We start from the raw sequence: 21295 nt of genomic DNA on the forward strand, positions 1-21295 counted from the left end.
TCGCCCGCCCAACCATCTATTGCCGCCCCCGCCCCCTGCTTCTATGATGCCGCGCCCTGACGGGAGGGTGGGATATCCGGGCCCCAGGCCCCGTCCCACTGACAAGCAATTCGCAAGACGCAGCAGGCACATGCTTCAGTTCATCCGCAAATTCTCGGGCTCGTGGTTCTCCAAGATCCTGTTCGTGTTCCTGATCATCAGTTTCGGGATCTGGGGTGTGGGCCGGGTGGGCACCACCGTCAGTGACCAAGCTGTGGCCCGGGTGGGTGACACCGAGATCACCCCGCAGGATGTGGACCGCGCCTTCCGCCAGCAGATGAACCGGCTGCGCCAGACCATGGGGCCGGAACTGACGGCCGAGCAGGCCAAGCAGATGGGTCTGATGCGCGCGGCGCTGCAGGATGAGATCCAGCGCGCCCTGATCAAGCAGGCGACGCACGACTTTGGCCTGCGCGTCTCGGAGCAGGCGGCGGCGCGGAAGATCGCCGAGATGCCGGTGTTCAAGGACAAGTCCGGCCAGTTCGATCCCCTGCTGATGCGGGCCCTGCTGCGCCAGAACCAGATCTCGGAGGATGAGATCGTCAGCGAGGTGCGCGAGGACATGGCCCGCACCGAGGTGACGGAGGCCCTGGCCGCCGGCATCCGCGTGCCGCAGGCCCTGGCCCGCGACCTGGTGCGCTACCGCGGCGAGCAGCGCGGGGCAGAGACGCTGTTCGTGGCCGACAAGGCCATGCCGGACCCGGGCACGCCCGACCAGGCGGCGCTGGAGGCCTTCCACAAGGCCCAGGCCGCGCGCTACACCGCGCCGGAATACCGCGCCCTGACCGTGGTCACACTGTCTACCGACGCCATCGCCAAGACCGAGGAGGTCAGCGATGAGGACCTGAAGAAGGCCTATGACGCCCGGTCCAAGGAATTCGTGAAGCCGGAACGCCGTGACCTGGACCAGGTGCTGGTCGATACCAAGGAGCAGGCGGACAAGGTGGCGCAGGCCGCCGCCGGCGGCAAGTCGCTGGCCGACGCCGCCAAGGCCGCCGGCGTGTCCATGCTGCCGCTGGCCAACATCACCAAGGCGGATCTGCCGGCCGAGTTGCAGGACATCGCCTTCTCCCTGCCCCAGGGCAAGGTGTCGGAGCCGGTGAAGAGCGGTTTCGGCTGGCACGTCGTCGCCGTCACCAAGATCGTCCCCGGCAGCACCCAGACCCTGGACCAAGTGAAGGCCCAGCTGGTGGAGCAGGTGAAGGCCGAGCGCGCCACCGACCAGCTGTACGACCTGTCGAACAAGCTGGACGACGCCATCTCCGGCGGCGCCTCGCTGGAGGAAGCCGCCAAGAAGGTGGACGCGGCGGTGACCAAGATCGCCGCCGTGGACCGCGAGGGCAAGGACCCCGCCGGCAAGCCGGTGACCGGCCTGGCCGTCCCCATCGCCAAGGTGGTGCAGACCGCCTTCGGCCTGGCCTCGGGCGACAACAGCAGCACCACCGAGGGCGAGCGCAACAAGAGCTATTTCGCCGTGCGCGTGGACAGCGTGCAGGCCCCGGCCCTGAAGCCGCTGGACCAGGTGAAGGATCAGGTCATCGCCGATTGGAAATCCTCCAAGCGCGACGAGGCCGCCAAGGCCAAGGCCAAGGACATCGCCGACAAGCTGAAGGCCGGCGCCACGCCGGAGCAGGTGGCCAAGGAGACGGGCGCCGTCTACACCCGCCAGCCGCCCGTGGGCCGCACCCCGCCCAAGGATAGCCCCCTGACGCCGGAACTGGTGGACGCCCTGTTCACCCTGAAGCCGGGTGAAGTCACCACCGGCGCCGCCGCCGACGGCCAGATGGTCGTGCGCCTGGCGGCGCTGGTGCCCATGCCGGAACCGCTGCTGGCCGACCGCGCCACGGTGGCGGCGAGGCAGCTGCGCGACGGCGTGGCCGGCGACCTCTACGTCCAGTTCCTGGACGCCCTGCGCCAGCGCTATCGCATCACCGAGAACCGGACGCTGCTGCAGCGCCTTGAACACCAGGAGTAAGGCGTCGTGACCCCCTTCCCCGATGAGACGGCCTTCGGCACGGCGTACGCCGCGGGCCAGGCGCAGGTCGTCTGGACGCGGCTGGTCAGCGACCTGGAGACGCCCGTCGCCGCCATGCTGAAGCTGGCGCAAGGGCGCCCGTTCTCCTTCCTGTTGGAATCGGTCACCGGCGGCTCCGTCCGCGGCCGCTATTCCCTGATCGGGCTGAAGCCCGACCTGATCTGGAAGAGCAAGGGGACCCAGGCCTGGATCAACCGGCGGGCCGCCACCGACCCGACCGCGTTCGAGCCCTTGTCCGCCGCCCCGCTGGACGCCCTGGCCGATGTGCTGGAGGAGAGCCGCATCGACCTGCCGGCCCACCTGCCGCCCATGTCGGCCGGCCTGTTCGGCTATCTGGGCTACGACATGGTCCGGCTGATGGAAAAGCTGCCGGAGAAGAACCGCGACGCCCTGGGGGTGGAGGATGCCGTGCTCATCCGCCCCACCATCATGGCCATCTTCGACAGCATCGAGAATGTGGTCACCCTGGTGACCCCGGTGCGCCCCCAGGCCAGCGTGTCGGCGGAGGCCGCCTACCTCGCCGCCAAGGAACGCCTGGCCGACGCCATGGCCGACCTGGACCGGCCGCTGCCGGTGGGGCACGACGCGGCGGGCGAGATCGAGGTTCTGCCCGACCCCTCGTCCAACGTCAGCCGCGCCGACTATCACGCCATGGTGGAGAAGGCGAAGGAGTATATCCGCGCCGGCGACATCTTCCAGGTGGTGCCCAGCCAGCGCTTCTCCGTGCCCTTCGCCTTGCCGCCCTTCGCGCTGTACCGCGCGCTGCGCCGCATCAACCCCTCGCCCTTCCTGTTCTTCCTGGATTTCGGCGACCTGGCGGTCGTGGGTTCCAGCCCGGAGATCCTGGTGCGGCTGCGCGACGACACCGTCACCATCCGCCCCATCGCCGGCACCCGCCGCCGCGGCAAGACCCCGGCGGAGGACAAGGAACTGGAGGCCGACCTGCTGGCCGACCCCAAGGAGCTGTCAGAGCACCTGATGCTGCTGGATTTGGGGCGCAACGACGTGGGCCGGGTGGCCGAGGTGGGCACTGTCACGGTGACCGAGCGCTTCACCATCGAGCACTATTCCCACGTGATGCACATCGTCTCCAACGTCGAGGGCAAGCTGGACAAGTCCCGCTTCAATGCCATCAACGCCTTGGTGGGCGGCTTCCCCGCCGGCACGGTCTCCGGCGCGCCCAAGGTGCGCGCCATGGAGATCATCGAGGAGCTGGAGGGCACCCGCCGCGGCATCTACGGCGGCTGCATCGGCTACTTCGCCGCCAACGGCACCATGGACACCTGCATCGCGCTCCGCACCGCCGTCATCAAGGACGGCGTCATGCACGTCCAGGCGGGCGGCGGCGTGGTGGCGGACAGCGATCCCGAGGCCGAGTACCAGGAGACGGTGAACAAGGCCAAGGCCCTGTTCAAAGCCGCCGAGGAAGCCGTGCGCTACGCCCAGGAAAAACGCTCGACGCGGAACATCTGAGGTGTGCTCCGGCGCACCATGAAAAAGGGCGGTCCCGACGGGCCGCCCTTTTTCATTCAGGCCGCCAAAGCCGCCATGGCCTTCTTAAGTGGCCCCGCCAGCGAGCCGACATGATCGGAAGTCAGGCCGGGCCGATGAAGTCGAAGCCGGCATCCTCCACGGCGCCCTTCACCTGGCCGACGTCGGCCGGGCCGGTGACGGTCACCACGCCCGCGTCCACGTCCACGGCCACCTCGGCCATGGGCACCACGGCCTGGATGGCCTTGGTCACCGACCGGGCACAGCCTTGGCAGGTCATGCCGTCGATTCGATAAGACGCGTTCATCTCGTTCTCCACACGCCATGGCCGGCCATCAGGACGCGGCCCATCAAGCAATTATTAGGTGCCGCCCGGCGGCGGCGCTATGACGGACGTCAATGGCACCAAGACAAAGCCCTTGGCCGCCAGGGTGGGCAGCCAATGCTCCAGCGCCGTCAGGGTGACGTCGTGCGGGTGGCCGATGGCGACGGCGGTGCCGTGGCGGCGGGCCACCTCCTCCACCTTGGCCAGCATGGCCTGCACCGCCTTGGGCGACTGGTCGTCGTCCAGGAAGACGTCGCGGCTGACCAGCGGCAAATGGTAGCGCGCGGCCAGTTCGGGCCCCTTGGTGTCGGGCGTGGTCCGGCTGTCCAGGAACATCAGGCCGCGGCGGGACAGTTCCGCCAGCACGATGGACAGCTTGCCCTCGTCGGCCGTGAAGCGGCTGCCCATGTGGTTGTTGATGCCGACATAGCCGTCGAACGACGCGAGGTCCGCTTCCAGGCGCCGCTGTATTTCCTCATCGCCAAGATTCACGGTCAGGGCACCGGGGCCGGGGTCGGCCTTGCCCACCGGCTCCATGGGCACGTGCACGATCAGCTCATGCCCCGCCGCCCGCGCCGCCCGTGTCTGGTCGGCCAGGTCGTGGGCGTAGGGCAGCCACGCGGTGGTGACCGGGCCGGGCAGTGCCACGGCGCGGGTGGAGCGGGGCCGGTCCACGCCCAGATCATCGATCACCAGCACGATGCGGGCATGCGCGGCACCGGGCGTGGGCGCCGCCATCTGGGGCGACGGCACCGCGTTGCGTCGCCAAGCGGCGCCGGCCTTGCCCGTTTCCGGCTTGCTTGGCTCAGCCTTGGGCGCCTCGGCCTTGGGCAGCGCAGCCGGCGCTTCGGCATGCTGTTCCGGCGGCGGTGCCACGGGCGGGGCGGATGGCGTGCCGGGCGGGCGGGGGCCCGTCTTGGTTGGTCCGGATGGGACGGGCGCGGTCGCCACCGCGGGCTTGTGCGGATGGCGGTTGCCCAGCACATAGGCGCCCAGCAGGGCGACGATGGCCGTGAGGCCGACGATGCCGGCCAGCTGCGCCCGGGTCAGGCTGATCCGGGTGCCCTTGCGCCGGCGCGCGGGCGCACGCTTGGGGGGGCCTTTCCGGCCGGGCCGTCCCAGCGGCGGCGGGGGAGTGACGCGCCGGGGCATCAGCGGGCCCCGATGGCGGGAGCGGACGCGGTGGAAACGGTCATGCCTGTCCCTTGAAGAAGCACCGGCCGCGTTTCGCCGACCGGCCCCCACTAGTGCTACAGCGCCGGCGCACTGGCAATCTCCTAGGCGGCTTATGCCGCTTATCGGATCCGCGCCCAATCCGGTTGCCCTGCGCGCGGCCTCGGGACTAGTGTAGGCCACCTTTGGCCACGTCCAATTCCCCCCGAACGGGTTCCCAGATCATGCTGCTGCTCATCGATAATTACGATAGCTTCACGTACAATCTCGTCCATTACATCGGCGAGCTGGGCGCCGACGTGGCCGTTTGGCGTAACAACGCCCTGAGTGTGGATGACGCGCTGGCCCTGAAGCCGGAGGCCATCGTCCTCTCCCCCGGCCCCTGCGATCCCGATAAGGCCGGCATCTGCCTGCCCCTGATCACGGCCGCCGCGGAACGGGGCATCCCCCTGCTGGGCGTCTGCCTGGGTCACCAGGCCATCGGTCAGGCCTTCGGCGGCCGCGTCATCCGCGCGCCGGTGCCCATGCACGGCAAGGTCAGCCAGGTCACCCACCAGGGCGAAGGCGTCATGAAGACCCTGCCCTCGCCCTTCGCCGCCACGCGCTACCACTCCCTGATCGTGGAGCGGGAAACCCTGCCGGCGGAACTGGAGTCGGTCGCCTGGATCGAAGGGGGTGCTGAGGACCAGATGATCATGGCGCTGCGCCACCGCGTCCTGCCCATCCACGGCGTGCAATTCCATCCCGAGAGCATCGCCTCTGACCACGGCCACCAGATCCTGGCGAACTTCCTCGATTTCGCCGGCGTGGCGCGCAAGGCCGTCAAGAAGACCGGCCTGGCGGCATGAGCGGTGACATCGGTGACATGAAGGCGCTGCTCGGCCGGGTGGCCGAGGGCAAGCGCCTGTCGGAGGATCAGGCCCTGGCCGCCTTCGACATCATCATGTCCGGCAACGCAACCCCATCCCAGATGGGGGGCTTCCTCATGGCGCTGCGCGTGCGCGGCGAAACGGTGGATGAGATCACGGGCGCGGTGCGCGCGCTGCGCGGCCGCGCCGCCCGCATCGACTGCCCGCCGGGCACCATCGACACCTGCGGCACCGGTGGCGACGCCAGCGGCACCTACAACATCTCCACCACCGTGGCCTTCGTGCTGGCCGCCTGCGGCGTGCCGGTGGCCAAGCACGGCAACCGCGCCCTCTCCTCCAAATCCGGCGCCGCCGACGTGCTGGGCCAGCTGGGCGTGAACGTGGAGGCGGAGCTGGAGGCCGTGCGCACCGCCCTATGGCAGGACGGCATCACCTTCCTGATGGCCACCCGCCACCATGGCGCCATGCGCAACGTGGGCCCGACGCGGGTGGAGCTGGGCACCCGTACCATTTTCAACCTGACCGGCCCCCTGTCCAACCCGGCGGGCGCCAAGCGCCAACTGATGGGCGTGTTCGCCGAGCGCTGGGTGGAACCGCTGGCCCAGGTGCTGAACCGCCTGGGCACGGACGTCGCCTGGGTGGTCAGCGGCGAGGACGGGCTGGACGAGATCACCACCACCGGCGCCACCCATGTGGCGGAGTTGCGCCACGGCGCCATCCGCCGCTTCCAGGTGACGCCGGAGGACGCCGGCCTGACCCGCGCCCGGCCCGAGGACATCCGGGGCGGCGACGCGGTGGAGAACGCCCGGGCCCTGCGTGCCGTGCTGGCGGGGGAACAGGGCGCCTACCGTGACATTGTGTTGATCAATGCCGCCGCCGCCTTGATCGTCGCGGACAAGGCCACCACCTTGCGTGACGGCGTGGCCCAGGCGGCCCAGGCCCTGGACGACGGCCGCGCCGCCGCCAAGCTGGCGGCCCTGGCCCGTCATTGCCCCCTGCCGCCCCCGGCAGTGGAAGATACTGAAGGAACACGCGCATGAGCGACGCCGCAGATGTCCTGACCCGGATTTGCGCCGACAAGCGTGAGCATATCGCCGCCTGCAAAGCCGCCCGCCCCCTGGCCGAGGTGGAACGGGCCGCGCGCGACGCCGGCCCCACCCGGGGCTTCGCCCGCGCCCTGCAGGCCAAGGTGGATGCCGGCCTGTACGCCCTCATCGCCGAGATCAAGAAGGCCAGCCCCAGCAAGGGCCTGATCCGGGAGGATTTCGATCCCCCCGCCCTGGCCCGGGCCTATCAGGAGGGTGGCGCCGCCTGCCTGTCGGTGCTGACCGACGTGCCCTATTTCCAGGGGGCCGATGAATACCTGGTGGCGGCCCGCGCCGCCTGCGACCTGCCGGTGCTGCGCAAGGACTTCGTGCTGGACACCTACCAGGTGGCGGAGGCCCGCGCCCTGGGTGCCGACTGCATCCTGCTGATCATGGCGGCGCTGGACGACGCCCAGGCGCTGGAGCTGTATGACGCCGCCACCGGCTGGGGCATGGATGTCCTGGTCGAGGTGCATGACATTGAGGAGATGCGACGCGCCCTGGCCTTGCCCGGTGGCCTGCTGGGCGTGAACAACCGCAACCTCAAGACCCTGTCCATCGACCTCGCCACCACCGAGATGCTGGCCGGCATGGTGCCGCCGGGCCGCCCCCTGGTGGCGGAGAGCGGCCTTTATCATCCGCAGGATCTGCTGCGCATGGAGATCGTGGGCGCCCGCCGTTTCCTGGTGGGTGAATCGCTGATGCGCCAGGCCGACGTGGCGGCCGCCACCCGCGCCCTGTTGGGGCTCGACAAGGCCGTGGCGTGACCATGTCGGAGAACAGCGGCTTCACCCATTTCGACGCCGCCGGCCGGGCGGTGATGGTCGATGTCTCGGACAAGGCGGAGACGGAGCGCCTGGCGACCGCCCGCGGCCGCGTGGTCATGAAGGCGGAGACCCTGGCCCTGATCCAGGCGGGCCAGATGGGCAAGGGCGATGTGCTGGGCGTGGCGCGGCTGGCCGGCATCATGGCGGCCAAGCGCACGCCCGACCTTATCCCCCTCTGCCACCCGCTGGCCCTGACCAAGGTGACGGTGGACCTGACCTGCCTGCCCGAGGGCAACGCCGTGGAGATCGAGGCCACGGCCAAGCTGAAGGGTCGCACCGGCGTGGAGATGGAGGCGCTGACCGCTGTCAGCGTCGCCGCCCTGACGCTGTACGACATGTGCAAGGCGGTGGATAAGGGCATGGTCATCGCCGACATCCGCCTGATCGCCAAGGATGGCGGCAAAAGCGGCCCCTATCGCGCGGAAACCCCCTGAACCAGGTCCTGCCATGATCCCCGTTGACGAAGCGCTGGCCCGCATCCTCGCCCAGTTCCAGCCCTTGGCCGGCGAACTGGTGGGGGTGGGCGAGGCGGTTGGCCGCGTGCTGGCCGCCGATGTCGTGGCGCGGGTGACGCAGCCGCCGGCCGCCGTCTCCGCCATGGATGGCTGGGCGGTGCGGGGATCGGACCTGGGCTCCCTGCCCGTCACGCTGGCCCGCATCGGCGAGGCGCCGGCCGGCCGGCCCTTCGCCGGCACGGTGGCCTCGGGCCAGGCGGTGCGCCTGTTCACCGGCAGCGTCATCCCCGACGGCGCCGACACCGTGGTGCTGCAAGAAGACTGCGACGACCTGGGCGGCGGCGTGCGGGTGCGCGAAGGTACGCCCGGCCGCTGGGTGCGCGCCGCCGGCCTGGACTTCACCGCCGGGACCGTGGGCCTGAAAGCGGGCCGCCCCCTGACCGTGCGCGACGTGGCCCTGGCCGCCGCCATGAACCATCCTTTCCTGACCGTGCACCGCCGGCCCCGCGTCGCCGTCCTGGCCACGGGCGATGAGGTGGTGATGCCGGGTGAGCCGCTCGGCCCTGGCCAGATCGTCAGCAGCAACGGCCTGGCGCTGGCGGCGCTGGTGCGACGCCATGGCGGCACCCCGGTCAACCTGGGCATCGCACCCGATGACGCCGATACCTTGGCGATCCTGGCCCGGGGGGCGGCCGGATGCGACCTGCTGGTCACCACCGGCGGCGCCTCCGTCGGCGAATACGACCTGGTCCGCGACATGCTGGGCGGCCAGGGGGTGGACCTGGATTTCTGGAAGATCGCCATGCGGCCGGGCAAGCCGCTGATGTTCGGCCGCCTGGGGGGCACGCCCCTGCTGGGCCTGCCGGGCAACCCTGTCTCCAGCCTGGTGTGCGCCACCCTGTTCCTGGTGCCGGCGCTGCGCCGGATGCAGGGGCTGGCCCCGGCGGAGTTGCCCCGGGCGCGAGCCGTGCTGACCAACGCCTTGCCTGCCAACGACCGGCGGCAGGACTATCTGCGCGCCACCCTGACGGCCGGCGACGGTGCCCTGCCCGCTGTCGCGACCTTCACCCAGCAGGACAGTTCCATGCTGAGTCGCCTGGCGGCGGCGGACTGCCTGATCATCCGCCCGCCCCACGCCCCTGCCGCCGAGGCCGGCACGGTGGTGGACATCGTCCCGCTGGACGGGATTTAGGGCCTACCCCCCTTCGGTCGCCCTAAATCTGTCATCGTCCGGTGGTTTTTCATCGCTAACCCTTGACGCGGGCCGTGAACCAAAATAGAACATGGCCAGTACGTTTCGGGTTTGTTCCATATCTAGCGGCTCGACACAGCGAAGGGGGCGATATGCTGACGCGGAAGCAACAGGAGCTGCTGCTGTACATCCACCAGCATCTGGGTGAAGGCGGCGTCTCCCCCTCATTCGATGAGATGAAGGACGCCTTGGGCCTCAAGTCCAAGTCCGGCATCCATCGCCTGATCACCGGGTTGGAGGAGCGCGGCTTCATCCGCCGCCTGCCCCACCGCGCCCGCGCGCTGGAGGTGTTGCGCCTGCCGGAAATGACGCCCGCGCCCAAGAAGGCCGCGGCGGCCGCACCGGCGGAGGTGGAACCCCGCTTCAAGCCTAACGTCATCAAGGCCGATTTCCAGGCGGGTCTGCCCGGCAAGGATGCCGGCGATGCCATCGGTGCCGTCAGCCTGCCCCTCTATGGCCGCATCGCCGCCGGTTTGCCCATCGAGGCGCTGCGCGACAGCGGCAGTACCATAGACATCCCCGTCTCCATGCTGGGCATCGGGGAGCACTACGCCCTGGAAGTGGCAGGCGACAGCATGGTCGAGGCTGGCATCCATGACGGCGACACCGTCATCATCCAGCGCTGCGAGACGGCGGAGAACGGCGCCATCGTCGTCGCCCTGGTCGACGCCGCCGAGGTGACGCTGAAGCGCCTGCGCCGCAAGAACAACTCCATCGCCCTGGAACCGGCCAATCCCTCCTACGAGACCCGGGTGTTCGGCGCCGACCGCGTGCGGGTGCAAGGCCGCCTGGTGGGCTTATTCCGCCGGTATTGACCACGGCCATCCCAGACTAAACAACGGCCCTGGCGACCTCAGTCCCAGGGCCGTTTGCTTTGCGGGTCGTGTACCGTCTCGATGCGTACGCCGCCGCGCTCGAAGTACAGGGCGTGCGCGCCACGGGCGGCCAGCACGTCGGGGCCGATGACGCGGGGAGCGTCACAGCCGGCGGCCGGCACGCGGGAGATCACCAGGTCGGCGTTGTCGCAATCTTCCGCCAGGGCGTCGCGGGTCCAGGCGATGGCGACCAGGCGCCCGTCCGGGGCGGCGGGGTCGCGTCGCTCCGGCCGATAGAGGTCGGGATGGTACAGGCAGCCCAGGCTGTCGCAGCGCAGGCTGCCGTCATCCGTGCCCACGATGGGCCAGGCGGGCGGGCGCCCCTCCCCGCCATCGCGCTTGCCCCAGGTCTCCACCTCGAAGCCGCCGCCGCGCGAGGACGACAGCCACAGCTTGCCGCCGCCATCGCGCACCGCCACCATGGTCCCGCCACCCGACACCACCATGTCCGGCCGGGGCGTCAACGGCACCAGCACGCAGCCGAGCGCGATGGGCACCGAGCCGAGCAGGCGCCAGCGGTGGCGCCACAGCATCAGCCACAGGCCGCCCACCACCAGCAGGCCGAAGGCCAGGTCGGACAAGGCCGCCCCATGCAGAGCGGCGCCAGGCAAGGCGGCCGTGACGCGCGCCGTCCATAGGATGCCCTCGCAGCCCCAGCCGATCATGTCGATGATCCACCCCTCCAGATGGAAGGGCATGGCGACATAGGCCAGCAGGCACAGCGGCATGATCCACAGTTCGGTGATGGGAATGCCGATCAGGTTGGCCAGCACGCCGTAATTGGCCACCTGCTGGAAGTGGTAGAGGCAGAACGGCATGGTGGCGATGGTGGAGATGATGGAGGTCAGGCACAGCCCCCCGACGAACAGGGCGGCACGGCGCAGCCAGCCCCCGTCCTTGCGCCAGCGGTTCAAGGGGCCGCGCAACACCTCATACGCGCTGATCAGCGCCAGCACGGCGCCGAAGCTCATCTGGAAACTGGGGCCGGGCAACTGCTCCGGCTGGTACAGCAGGCAGAGGATGCCGGCGACGGCGATGGCCCGGGGGCTCAGGACCGACCGGTCGGCCAGGATGGCCACCATGGCCAGCGCCGTCATGAGGACGGAGCGCAAGGTGGGCACCTGCGCGCCCACCAGCATCATATAGGCCAGGGTGGCCAGGATGGCGAAGGCGGCGGCCCATTTCTTGATGGGATGGCGCAGCGCCACCCCCTCCCACAGGGCCAGGGCCGCCCGGGCGAAGAAGTAGAACAGCGCCGCCACCAGGCTGATGTGCAGGCCGGAGATGGACAGGATATGTTGCAGGCCGGAAACGCGCATGGCCTGCAGATCATCGGGGGGAATACCCGTCTGTTCCCCATTCAGCAGGGCGATGGCGATCATGGCGGGCGCGCCGCTGAGGCGGGCGGCCACGCGGTCGGCGATCAGCTCACGCAAGGCAACCACGCGGTCGTTCACCCAGCCGACCAGGCCCACCGGCGCCGGCGCCACCACCTCGGGCGTCTTGAAGGCGAAGCCCACGGCGCCGATGCCCTGGTAGAAGGCGGAGCGGCGGAAGTCGTAGGCGCCGGGTTCCGGGCTGTCCGGCGGCGGGCGCAGGGCCGCCAGGATGCGCACCCGCGTGCCGGCCGGCGGTGCCGTGTCGGTGGGCCGCAGACGGATGCGTACGGCGGGCGGCGTCAATTCCGGTGCCAGGCGGGGGATGTGCGGATCGGCCAGGGTGACGCGCACGCCCTTGTCCAGCCGCTCCACATTGGCCACGCGGCCCTCCACCGGCACGGGGTCCAGGGGACGTTGCAGGATGGGGGTCTTGAGCCAGGTGGTGCGGGCCTCCACCGCCGTGAAGCCCACGCCCAGGGCCAGCAGGGCGCCCAGGGCCAGCCGCAGGGGCAAACGCTCTCCCGCCAGCAGGTACAGGCCAAAGGCTCCTAGGGTGAAGAGCAGGCCCGACCAGGGCGGCGGCTCCCCCGGCATGGCGAAGTACAGGGCGATGCCGGTCCCCAGGAAGACGGGAACCCAAAGGACCCAACGTTCGCGCTCTTCCACCAAATTGACATACGCAGATGCGACAATGCTGGCTAACGCGCCGAGCACACGATGTGTGATCCGCATCACATCTGAAGGAGGTGGGTCGGCGCCAAATTCGCTCCGCCCAGTAGCTAAATAGGACCCATTCGACAAGTACGGGGCCTCACGGTCCCAGTCCTCTCCAGCGGGGTCTGCCTCAGGGTGCATCTTCGTTCCGGGTGTGCTATCTCAGCGGCTTCCGCATCCTGGTGATGCGCCCCTGGCGGTTATTGTGCCGCCGGACCTGATCACCAGCTATCTCGATATTCGCGTGGCACCGTCAACCTCTGGATGCGTCCCTGCCTAGGCGACCCTTCCCGACGCCCCGACGGTGCGCCACCCGCCCCGCATGCCGGAGAGTGCGTTTCCCATGAGTGTCGTCACCCGCTTCGCCCCGTCCCCCACTGGCTACCTGCACATCGGCGGCGCCCGTACCGCCCTGTTCAACTGGCTGTACGCCCGTCACCACGGCGGCACCTTCCTGCTGCGCATCGAGGATACGGACCGGGCGCGGTCGACCCAGGCGGCGGTGGACGCCATCATCGACGGCCTGAGCTGGCTGGGCCTGACCTGGGACGGCGACGCCGTCAGCCAGTTCGAGCGGCGGGAGCGCCATGCCGAGGTGGCGCGCACCATGCTGGCCCAGGGACATGCCTACCATTGCTACTGCTCGCCGGAAGAGCTGGAAGAGATGCGGGAGCAGCAGAAGGCCGCCGGCCTGCCCATGCGCTATGACGGCCGCTGGCGTGACCGCGACCCGTCGGAGGCGCCGGCCGGCGTGGCGCCCGTCATCCGCCTGAAGGCCCCGCGCGAGGGCGAAACCGTTCTGCAGGACAAGGTGCAGGGCGAGGTGCGGGTGCAGAACAGCCAGCTGGACGACATGGTGCTGCTGCGCGCCGACGGCACGCCGACCTACATGCTGTCGGTGGTGGTGGACGACCAGGACATGGGCGTGACCCAGGTGATCCGGGGTGACGACCACCTGACCAACACCTTCCGCCAGCTGCAGATCTACCAGGCCATGGGCTGGACACCGCCGGACTTCGCCCACATCCCCCTGATCCACGGACCGGACGGCGCCAAGCTCAGCAAGCGCCACGGCGCCCTGGGGGCCGAGGCCTACCGTGACCTGGGCTATCTGCCGGAGGCGCTGCGCAACTACCTGCTGCGCCTGGGCTGGAGCCACGGCGATGATGAGATCATCAGCACCGAGGACGCCATCTCCTGGTTCAACCTGGAAGGCATCGGCCGGTCCCCGTCGCGCATGGACTACGCCAAGCTGGACAACCTGAACGGCCATTACATCCGGCAGGCGGACGATGCCCGGCTGGTGGACCTGATCGGCCCCCGATTGGTCACGGCCCTGGGGCGTGCGTTGAGCGACGCCGACCGCGATCTGCTGCGCCGCGCCATGCCGGGCCTGAAGGCGCGGGCCAAGACCCTGGTGGAACTTGCGGCGGGCGCACAGTTTTATATCACGGCCCGCCCCCTTCCGCTGGACGAGAAGGCCACCCAACTCTTGTCCGACGAGGCCCGGGCCCAGCTGGCGACCATCGCCGGCCGCCTGAAGGACGCGTCCGATTGGACCGCGGCGACCCTGGAGGGGATCGTGCGCGCGTACGCCGAGGAGACGGGCCTGAAGCTGGGCAAACTGGCCCAGCCATTGCGCGCTGCACTCTCCGGTTCCACGGTCTCGCCACCGATCTTCGAGGTGGCGGAAGTGCTGGGCCAGGCTGAAACCCTGGCCCGTATCAGTGATGTCGCAGGGGGTGCCTGAGCCCTCCTGGCGTCATTGCCTTCGGCGGTGCGGAACACTACACTCCGCACCGCGTCATAAAGACCAATAAGGGGCAGAGGGCCCCGCTCCGTATAAACAAGGACGTGCCGAAATGAGCGATACGACGACACCGGCGGCCGGAAAGAAAACGGTCACCCTCACCGACAACCAAACCGGTAAGTCTTACGAGTTCCCCGTCATGCACGGCACGACCGGCCCTGACGTGATCGACATCCGCAAGCTCTACGGCGACACCGGGTACTTCACGTACGACCCCGGCTTCACCTCGACCGGCAGCTGCGAGTCCAAGATCACCTTCATCGACGGCGACAAGGGCGTCCTGCTGCACCGCGGCTACCCCATCGAGCAGCTGGCCGAGAAGAGCGACTTCATGGAAGTCTGCTATCTGATGCTGCACGGTGAGCTGCCGAACGCCAAGGAAAAGAGCGAGTTCGAGCGCTCCATCACCTATCACACGATGGTGCATGAGCAGCTGTCGCAGTTCTTCCGCGGCTTCCGTCGCGATGCCCATCCGATGGCCGTCATGTGCGGCGTGGTCGGCGCCCTGTCCGCCTTCTACCACGACAGCACCGACATCGAGGATCCGCGCCAGCGCATGGTGGCCTCGCACCGCCTGATCGCGAAGATGCCGACCCTGGCCGCCATGGCCTACAAGTACTCGATCGGCCAGCCCTTCGTGTATCCGCGCAACGACCTGGGCTATGCTGAGAACTTCCTCAACATGACCTTCGGCGTCCCGTGCGAGCCGTACAAGATCAACCCTGTCATCGCCAAGGCGATGGACAAGATCTTCATTCTGCACGCCGATCACGAGCAGAACGCCTCCACCTCCACGGTGCGTCTGTCCGGTTCCTCCGGCGCCAACCCCTTCGCCTGCATCGCCGCCGGCATCGCCTGCCTGTGGGGCCCCGCCCACGGCGGCGCCAACGAGGCCGTGCTGAAGATGCTGGGTGAGATCGGCCACAAGGACCGGATCCCCGAGTTTATCGCCCGTGCCAAGGACAAGAACGACAGCTTCCGCCTGATGGGCTTCGGCCACCGGGTCTACAAGAATTACGATCCGCGCGCCAAGGTCATGCAGCAGACCTGCAAGGAAGTCCTGGCCGAACTGGGCATCAAGGACGACCCCCTGCTGGACATCGCGGTGGAGCTGGAGCGCATCGCCCTGGAAGACCCGTACTTCGTCGAGAAGAAGCTGTACCCGAACGTCGACTTCTACTCGGGCATCATCCTGAAGGCCATCGGCTTCCCCACCAGCATGTTCACCGTGCTGTTCGCCCTGGCCCGCACCGTGGGCTGGATCGCCCAGTGGCAGGAAATGATCGCCGACACCTCGCAGAAGATCGGCCGTCCGCGTCAGCTGTACACCGGCGCCACGACGCGGGATTATGTCCCGGTCGAGCAGCGCTAAGGCATAGGCGGACGGGACGATGGCGGAGCGGGTTCATCCCAGCGATGGCGATAACGGGACAGGCGGCCGCCGGTCCCGACCCCGCGCCCGCATCCTGCCTGCCCGTTCGCTGGAGGGCCACTTGCCGGCCAACGACAACCCCGTGCCCCCGGGCCGGCGGTTGAAGCGGTTGGTGTGGATGACCTTCGCCACCCTGGGCGCAGTCCTGGGCATCGCGGCCACCGTGGTGTCCCTGCTGCACTGAGGACGATGGCAGCACCTTCCCGTGCTTTTTTGGAAAGGCCGTCCGGGCAACCGGGCGGCCTTTTCCTCTATATCGCGCCGTTGGTCCGCGTTCACCGCCATGCATTGCTGGCATTGCCATCAGGGCATGCGACCAAAGATTTCCACAACAGGTACCGGTCGGACTGATGGCCGGAGTTGCACGTCGCAGGTGCGATCATGACCCAGACTGTACACAGCGAATGGGGCTTGGCCGGGGTGGAGGCGTTGCGTGAACGCGTGGCGGTGCTGGTCATCGTCGACATCCTGTCCTTTTCCACGGCCGTCGATATCGCGACCAGCCGCGGTGCGGCCATTCTGCCCTTTCCCTATGGCGACACTGATGCAGCCCAGGCGGCCGCTGACGCGGCAAATGCCGTGCTGGCGGCCCCGCGCAACGCTGGCGGCCAACTCAGCCTGTCGCCCCGCTCCCTCACCACCATCACGTCCGGCATCCGGCTTATGCTGCCCTCACCCAATGGTTCCCGGCTCTCCCTCGCGGGCGGCACGGCGAAGGTGCTGGCAGGCTGCCTGCGCAACACCACGGCTGTCGCCCGGCAGGCCCGGCTGCTGGCCGATGGTGGCGACATCGCCGTCATTCCGGCGGGTGAGCGTTGGCCGGATGGCGGCTTGCGCCCGGCGGTGGAAGACCTGCTGGGGGCCGGTGCCATCATCGCGGCGCTGGACCTGCCGACATCCGCCGAGGCGCGGGTGGCGTGCGACGCGTACAGGGCGGCCGGGCCGGATCTGGCCGACATTATCCGGGGCGGCCGGTCGGGCCGGGAACTGGCCGGCTGGGGCTACGCCGATGATGTGGAACTTGCCGTTGAGCTGAACGTCAGCGCCACGGCACCGGTCTTGCGTGATGGCGCCTATCAGGCGCCGTAAGCCCCTTCCATCGCCTGGGCCAGCACCTCGAAAATGCGGGGGCTGTCGCACTGGGCGACATTGAAGCGCAGGAAGCCGTCGGCGGTATTGGTCAGGCTGAAGACGTCACCCGGCGCCAGCACCACCCCGTGGTCCAGCGCCGTGCGGGCCAACGCCACCGACGACACGCCCGGCGGCAGGGCCGCCCACAGGAACATGCCGCCCCGGGGTTCCGCCCAGGGCTTAAGCCCCAAAGCCTCCAGCCGCCGCACCGTACGTCCCATGGCGCCGGCCAGGCGCGCGCGTACACCCTCCATATGCCGGCGATAGCTGCCGTCGGTCAGCAACTGGTGGACGATCCGGGGATTGGTGGTGGCATTGCCGAAGGCGGTGGCCAGCTTCACATCGGCAATGCCTTGGATCCAGTCACCCCGCGCCACGACATAGCCGCAGCGCACCGCCGCCGACAGCGTCTTGGAAAAGCTGCCGATATGGATCACCCGCTCCAGCCCATCGAAGGCGGCCAGCCGGGGCGATGGCTCCGCCTCGAAATCGCTGAAGATGTCATCCTCGACGATCAGGATGTCGTGAGCCGCCGCCAGGGTCAGCAGCTTGTGCGCCACCGGTGCGGTCAGGCTGGCACCCGTGGGATTGTGCAGGGCGGCGTTGGTGATGTAGAGGCGCGGCCGATGGCTCGCCGCCGCCTGGGCGAAGACCGCCAGATCCGGCCCCGTGGGGGTGTAGGGCACGGGCACGGCGCGGGCACGGTGGGCCGCCACCACGGTCTTGAAGTTGTAGTAACAGGGGTCATCCAGCAGCACGACGTCCCCCGGCTCCAGCAGATAGCGGCAAACCAGGTCGATGGCCTGGCTGCCGCTGTCGGTCAGCATGATCTGGTCGGCCGCCGCCGCGATGCCCCGGGCGGCGAAACGATCAGCCAGGTGGCGGCGCAAGGCCGGATAGCCCAGGGGGTTGTCGTAGTCCAAAAGGGCCCCCGACGGCGCCCGCGCCAAGGCGCGGAAGGCGCGACGGATGGCCGGTTCCGGCATCCAGCCGGCCGGCAGCCAGCCGCACCCGGGCTTCAGCACGCCCTCGCCCGGCTCCAAGGCCTGGCGCATGAGCCACAGGGGGTCCACCGCCCGGTCCGGTGGCGGCTCCGCCCCGGCGAGCGCCGTGCCCATGAGCGCCAGCGGCGCCGCCCGCTTGGCGACGTAAAAGCCGGAGCCTGGGCGCGCCAGCAGCACGCCCTCCGCCACCAGGCGATCGTATGCCTCCACCACCGTGGACTTCGACACGCCCAAGCGCTCCGCCAGCATGCGGATGGAAGGCGCGCGGGCGCCGGCCGCCAGCAGCCGGCCATCCACCCGGGCATGAATCTCGGCCATGACCGTCCCCACCAAGGTCATGCCGGCGGGGGTCCCCATCGACTGTATCGCCATTTGGACCAGTACAGTTTGCTTAAACCGTACTGCACCATACCTTGTGACCGGTCCCGGCGGAAGGCAGCATCGGCATCGTCACGAACCAGGATGCCCCGCCATGACGGACACCACCGTCCCCGCGCCCCTTACCACGGCACCAACGCGCCAGCCGGCCGCAGGCTTTGTCTACGGCCTGATGGGCGTGATCATCTTCAGCGGCAGCCTGCCAGTGACCAAGATCGGCCTGGCCGGGCTGGATGCCAATTTCCTCAGCCTGGCGCGGGCGGCCCTGGCCGGCATCGTCGCCGCCGGCCTGCTGGTCCTGCTGCGGCCCCGCCGGCCCGGCTGGCGCGACCTGCCCGCCCTGGCGGTGGTCGCCAGCGGCGCGGTGGTCGGCTTCCCCCTGCTGTCGGCCCTGGCCCTGCGTTGGATGCCCAGCACCCACGCCGTCGTCTTCAGTGGCCTGTTGCCCATCTCGACCGCCGTGTTCGGCGCGCTACGCGGCGGTGACCGGCCGCGCGCGTCTTTCTGGCTGTTCTCCTGCGCGGGTGCGGCGGCCATCGCCGCCTATGCGCTGGCGCCCGCCCTGCTGCGGGGTGGAGTCCAGTTGGCACCCGGCGACGGACTGATGATCCTGGCCGTGGCCGTCTGCGGCCTGGCCTATGCGGAGGGGGCGCGGCTGTCGCGCCACCTGGGCGGCTGGCCCGTCATCTGCTGGGCGCTGGTGCTGTCCCTACCCCTCATGGCGCCGTTGGCGTGGGCCACCTTCCCCGCCGATTGGCAGTCCGTACCGGCCAGCGCCTGGTTGGCGCTGGGCTACGTCACCCTGTTCAGCATGCTGATCGGCTTTTTCTTCTGGTACCACGGCCTGGGCCTGGGCGGCACGGCGGCGGTGGGACAGATCCAGCTGCTGCAGCCCTTTTGCAGCTTCGGCCTGGCGGCCCTGCTGCTGGGCGAGCCGGTGGGACCGGCCGTCCTGGGCACGGCCCTGGTCGTGGTCCTATGCGTGGCCGGCGCGCGACGGGCAAGCCGCCGGGGATAAGGCTTACGCCAGCCCCGCCTGCTCCGCCTCGCGCTCGCGGGCGTGGATCACCCGCATGACCACCTCGGCGGCGCGGCGGCTGGGCGGGGTATCCCCCTGGCCCAGCCAGGCGGCCACCTCGGCCACGCCCTCAATCTGTTCCTGACGGGCGGCGGGGTCGTCCAGCAGGCGCCCCAAGGCCTCCGCCAGGCGCGATGGCCGGCATTCCTCCTGCAGCAACTCCGGCACCAGCATGCGGTTCAGCATGATGTTGACCAGATTGACGAAGCGCACCTTGATCAGGCCGCGATACAGCCGGTAGGTCAGCGGATGGATGCGATAGGCGATGACGGCGGGCAGCCGGGCCAGCGCCAGTTCCAGCGCCACCGTGCCGGACGCGGCCAGGGCGGCCTCGCTGGCGGCGAAGGCGTCGTACTTGTCCTGGTCACCCTCCACCACCACGGCGGGCAGCGGCCAGCTTTTCACCGCCTCCTCCACCAGGGCCTTGGTGGCGGGCACCGTGGGCACGGCCGCCACCACGCGCGGCAGGCGCGGCGCCAGGATGTCCAGCGCGCCCTTGAAATCGGGCAGCAGCTTAGTCACCTCGCTGCGGCGGCTGCCCGGCAGGATGGTAATGATCCGGGTGTCGGATTCCAGGTTGTGCTTGGCGCGAAAGCGGTCGGCGTCGCCGGCGTCGGCGCCGCTCTCCACGATGGGGTGGCCCACGAAGCTGCAGTCCAGGCCCGCCTTCTCGAAATAGGGGGGTTCGAACGGCAGCAGCGCCAGCAGGTGGTCCAGGAATTTGGCGATCTTGGCGGCACGCCCTGGGCGCCAGGCCCAGACGGTCGGCGCCACGTAATGGATCAGGGGAATGTCCGGGTTGGCCTTCTTGACCCGGCGCGCCACGCGGAAGCAGAAGTCCGGCGCGTCGATGGTCACCACCGCCGCCGGCTTCATGTCCAGGATGGCCTGTTCCGTCTGCTTCATACGCCGCAGCAGGCTTGGCAGCTTGGGCAGCAGTTCCGCCAGGCCGAACAGGGCCAATTCCTCCATGGGGAACAGGCTTTTCAGGCCCTGGGCTTTCATCCGCTCCCCGCCGATGCCGGCGAAGCGAATGGCGCCAAACGTTTCCTGCTTCAGGGCCAGCATCAGCCGGCCACCCAGCACGTCGCCCGACGGCTCCCCCGCGACGAGGAAGACCAACGGCACATCCTCGTTCATACCGCCTCCGTAACAATACCAGTGACGAACAGGCCGGCGGCGTCCGCCGCCTGGGCCACCTGTTCAGCGCCCAAGGTCAGGGTGCCGCCCGCCTCCACCGCGATGCCGCGGAAGCCATGGGCCGCCGCCTTCCGCACCGTTGTAACGCCGATGGTGGGCAGATCCAGGCGGATGTCCTGCTGGGGTTTGCGCATTTTGACCAGGATGGGGCCGGGCCCCGCGCGCCGCAGCCCGCCGCAGCGTTCGATCAGGGCGTCGGTGCCCTCGATGGCCTCAACCCCCAGCACCAGGCCCTGCTGCACCACCACCGCCTGGCCCACATCCAGCAGGCCCAGGGTGCGGGCCACGGCCACGCCGTGGTGGATATCGGCCTCGGCGGCGGCGTCGGGCGCCAAGGCACCCATGGGGCCGGCGGGACTCAGCAACCCCTGCACCAGGGCCTGCACGGCCACGACGGCGAACCCCTCCTCCTCCAGCGTCGCCACCAGGGCGCGCAGGATGCCGTCGTCACCCAAGGCTTTGGCGCCGATGCGGGCAAAGAACTTGGCGGCGAACCAGTCGGGCCGCATTTCGGCCAGGCTGGGCCGGCGCACGCGGCCGGCCAGCACGATCTCCCCCACGCCCTCCGCGCGAAGGCGGTCCAGGATGGCGCCGGCGGCGCCGATGCGGAAGGTCGCCTGGGGCACGTCAGGGGGCACGGTGGCGCCTTGGCCGTCGAGGGCCACGACGAAAACCGGGCGCCCCAGGGCGCGGCAGGTGTCGACCAGCCGGCTGGGCAGGTCGCCCCCGCCCGCCAAGATCCC

The 21295-nt window shown here is 69.5% G+C and carries 19 protein-coding genes; 13 read left to right on the forward strand and 6 right to left on the reverse strand.

Annotation, left to right across the window (positions count from 1 at the left end; genetic code table 11):
* The first annotated feature begins 130 nt into the window (after positions 1-130).
* Both FBZ89_RS17910 and trpE read left to right on the forward strand, forming a co-directional pair.
* Positions 131-2014, forward strand: a complete 1884-nt coding sequence (locus FBZ89_RS17910) for a peptidylprolyl isomerase (RefSeq protein WP_186457421.1) — start codon at positions 131-133, stop codon at positions 2012-2014.
* A 6-nt stretch (positions 2015-2020) separates the two neighbouring features.
* Positions 2021-3547 carry an anthranilate synthase component I gene (gene trpE / locus FBZ89_RS17915; protein WP_145751241.1) on the forward strand — a complete coding sequence of 509 codons (1527 nt, stop codon included), beginning with the start codon at positions 2021-2023 and terminating at the stop codon, positions 3545-3547.
* Between the two features lie 121 nt (positions 3548-3668).
* Here trpE and FBZ89_RS17920 read toward each other — a convergent pair whose 3' ends face one another.
* A complete protein-coding gene (locus FBZ89_RS17920; RefSeq protein ID WP_145751242.1) occupies positions 3669-3872 on the reverse strand; it encodes a heavy-metal-associated domain-containing protein in 204 nt (67 codons plus the stop codon).
* 54 nt (positions 3873-3926) lie between these two features.
* Complete coding sequence (locus FBZ89_RS17925) at positions 3927-5042, reverse strand: divergent polysaccharide deacetylase family protein (protein ID WP_145751243.1); 1116 nt, start codon at positions 5040-5042, stop codon at positions 3927-3929.
* A gap of 245 nt (positions 5043-5287) precedes the next feature.
* Here FBZ89_RS17925 and FBZ89_RS17930 point away from each other — a divergent pair, with 245 nt between their 5' ends.
* The 6 genes from FBZ89_RS17930 (at position 5288) to lexA (ending at position 10366) form a co-directional block, all read left to right on the forward strand.
* The gene (locus FBZ89_RS17930) at positions 5288-5911 is read left to right on the forward strand and encodes an anthranilate synthase component II (RefSeq protein ID WP_145751244.1); all 624 of its coding nucleotides are present in this window, start codon (positions 5288-5290) and stop codon (positions 5909-5911) included.
* Positions 5908-6972 (forward strand): anthranilate phosphoribosyltransferase, encoded by a 1065-nt coding sequence (trpD, locus tag FBZ89_RS17935; protein WP_145751245.1) that lies wholly within the window; start codon positions 5908-5910, stop codon positions 6970-6972. The genes FBZ89_RS17930 and trpD overlap by 4 nt, the downstream gene beginning before the upstream one ends.
* Positions 6969-7784 carry an indole-3-glycerol phosphate synthase TrpC gene (trpC, locus tag FBZ89_RS17940; protein ID WP_145751246.1) on the forward strand — a complete coding sequence of 272 codons (816 nt, stop codon included), beginning with the start codon at positions 6969-6971 and terminating at the stop codon, positions 7782-7784. Before trpD ends, trpC begins: the two co-directional genes overlap by 4 nt.
* Before the next feature lie 2 nt (positions 7785-7786).
* A complete protein-coding gene (gene moaC, locus FBZ89_RS17945) occupies positions 7787-8278 on the forward strand; it encodes a cyclic pyranopterin monophosphate synthase MoaC (RefSeq protein ID WP_145751303.1) in 492 nt (163 codons plus the stop codon).
* Positions 8279-8291: 13 nt separating this feature from the next.
* A complete protein-coding gene (locus FBZ89_RS17950; protein ID WP_145751247.1) occupies positions 8292-9491 on the forward strand; it encodes a molybdopterin molybdotransferase MoeA in 1200 nt (399 codons plus the stop codon).
* Positions 9492-9643: 152 nt separating this feature from the next.
* Positions 9644-10366 (forward strand): transcriptional repressor LexA, encoded by a 723-nt coding sequence (gene lexA / locus FBZ89_RS17955; RefSeq protein ID WP_145751248.1) that lies wholly within the window; start codon positions 9644-9646, stop codon positions 10364-10366.
* Between the two features lie 38 nt (positions 10367-10404).
* Here lexA and FBZ89_RS17960 read toward each other — a convergent pair whose 3' ends face one another.
* Positions 10405-12471 (reverse strand): ComEC/Rec2 family competence protein, encoded by a 2067-nt coding sequence (locus FBZ89_RS17960; RefSeq protein WP_186457422.1) that lies wholly within the window; start codon positions 12469-12471, stop codon positions 10405-10407.
* 391 nt (positions 12472-12862) lie between these two features.
* Here FBZ89_RS17960 and gltX point away from each other — a divergent pair, with 391 nt between their 5' ends.
* The 4 genes from gltX to FBZ89_RS17980 all read left to right on the forward strand — a co-directional run bounded on the left by gltX (position 12863) and on the right by FBZ89_RS17980 (position 16850).
* Positions 12863-14269 carry a glutamate--tRNA ligase gene (gene gltX, locus FBZ89_RS17965; protein WP_145751250.1) on the forward strand — a complete coding sequence of 469 codons (1407 nt, stop codon included), beginning with the start codon at positions 12863-12865 and terminating at the stop codon, positions 14267-14269.
* Positions 14270-14381: 112 nt separating this feature from the next.
* Complete coding sequence (gltA, locus tag FBZ89_RS17970; RefSeq protein ID WP_145751251.1) at positions 14382-15701, forward strand: citrate synthase; 1320 nt, start codon at positions 14382-14384, stop codon at positions 15699-15701.
* A gap of 19 nt (positions 15702-15720) precedes the next feature.
* A complete protein-coding gene (locus FBZ89_RS17975; RefSeq protein ID WP_145751252.1) occupies positions 15721-15945 on the forward strand; it encodes a hypothetical protein in 225 nt (74 codons plus the stop codon).
* 197 nt (positions 15946-16142) lie between these two features.
* Positions 16143-16850, forward strand: coding sequence for a 2-phosphosulfolactate phosphatase (locus tag FBZ89_RS17980; protein ID WP_145751253.1), 708 nt, complete (start codon positions 16143-16145; stop codon positions 16848-16850).
* Here the strand turns inward: FBZ89_RS17980 and FBZ89_RS17985 are convergent.
* Positions 16838-18253 (reverse strand): aminotransferase-like domain-containing protein, encoded by a 1416-nt coding sequence (locus FBZ89_RS17985; protein ID WP_246172303.1) that lies wholly within the window; start codon positions 18251-18253, stop codon positions 16838-16840. The two genes, FBZ89_RS17980 and FBZ89_RS17985, sit on opposite strands and share 13 nt — an antisense overlap.
* Before the next feature lie 115 nt (positions 18254-18368).
* Between FBZ89_RS17985 and FBZ89_RS17990 the strand changes: the two genes are divergently transcribed.
* Positions 18369-19292 (forward strand): DMT family transporter, encoded by a 924-nt coding sequence (locus FBZ89_RS17990; protein ID WP_145751255.1) that lies wholly within the window; start codon positions 18369-18371, stop codon positions 19290-19292.
* 3 nt (positions 19293-19295) lie between these two features.
* Here FBZ89_RS17990 and lpxB read toward each other — a convergent pair whose 3' ends face one another.
* Positions 19296-20492: a lipid-A-disaccharide synthase gene (gene lpxB / locus FBZ89_RS17995; protein ID WP_145751256.1), complete on the reverse strand. Its 1197-nt coding sequence runs from the start codon at positions 20490-20492 to the stop codon at positions 19296-19298.
* Positions 20489-21289: an LpxI family protein gene (locus FBZ89_RS18000; protein ID WP_342780630.1), complete on the reverse strand. Its 801-nt coding sequence runs from the start codon at positions 21287-21289 to the stop codon at positions 20489-20491. Before FBZ89_RS18000 ends, lpxB begins: the two co-directional genes overlap by 4 nt.
* Positions 21290-21295 lie beyond the last annotated feature (6 nt).

The sequence above is a fragment of the Nitrospirillum amazonense genome, from assembly GCF_007828045.1.
In the GTDB taxonomy this organism is placed as follows: Bacteria; Pseudomonadota; Alphaproteobacteria; order Azospirillales; family Azospirillaceae; genus Nitrospirillum; species Nitrospirillum amazonense_C.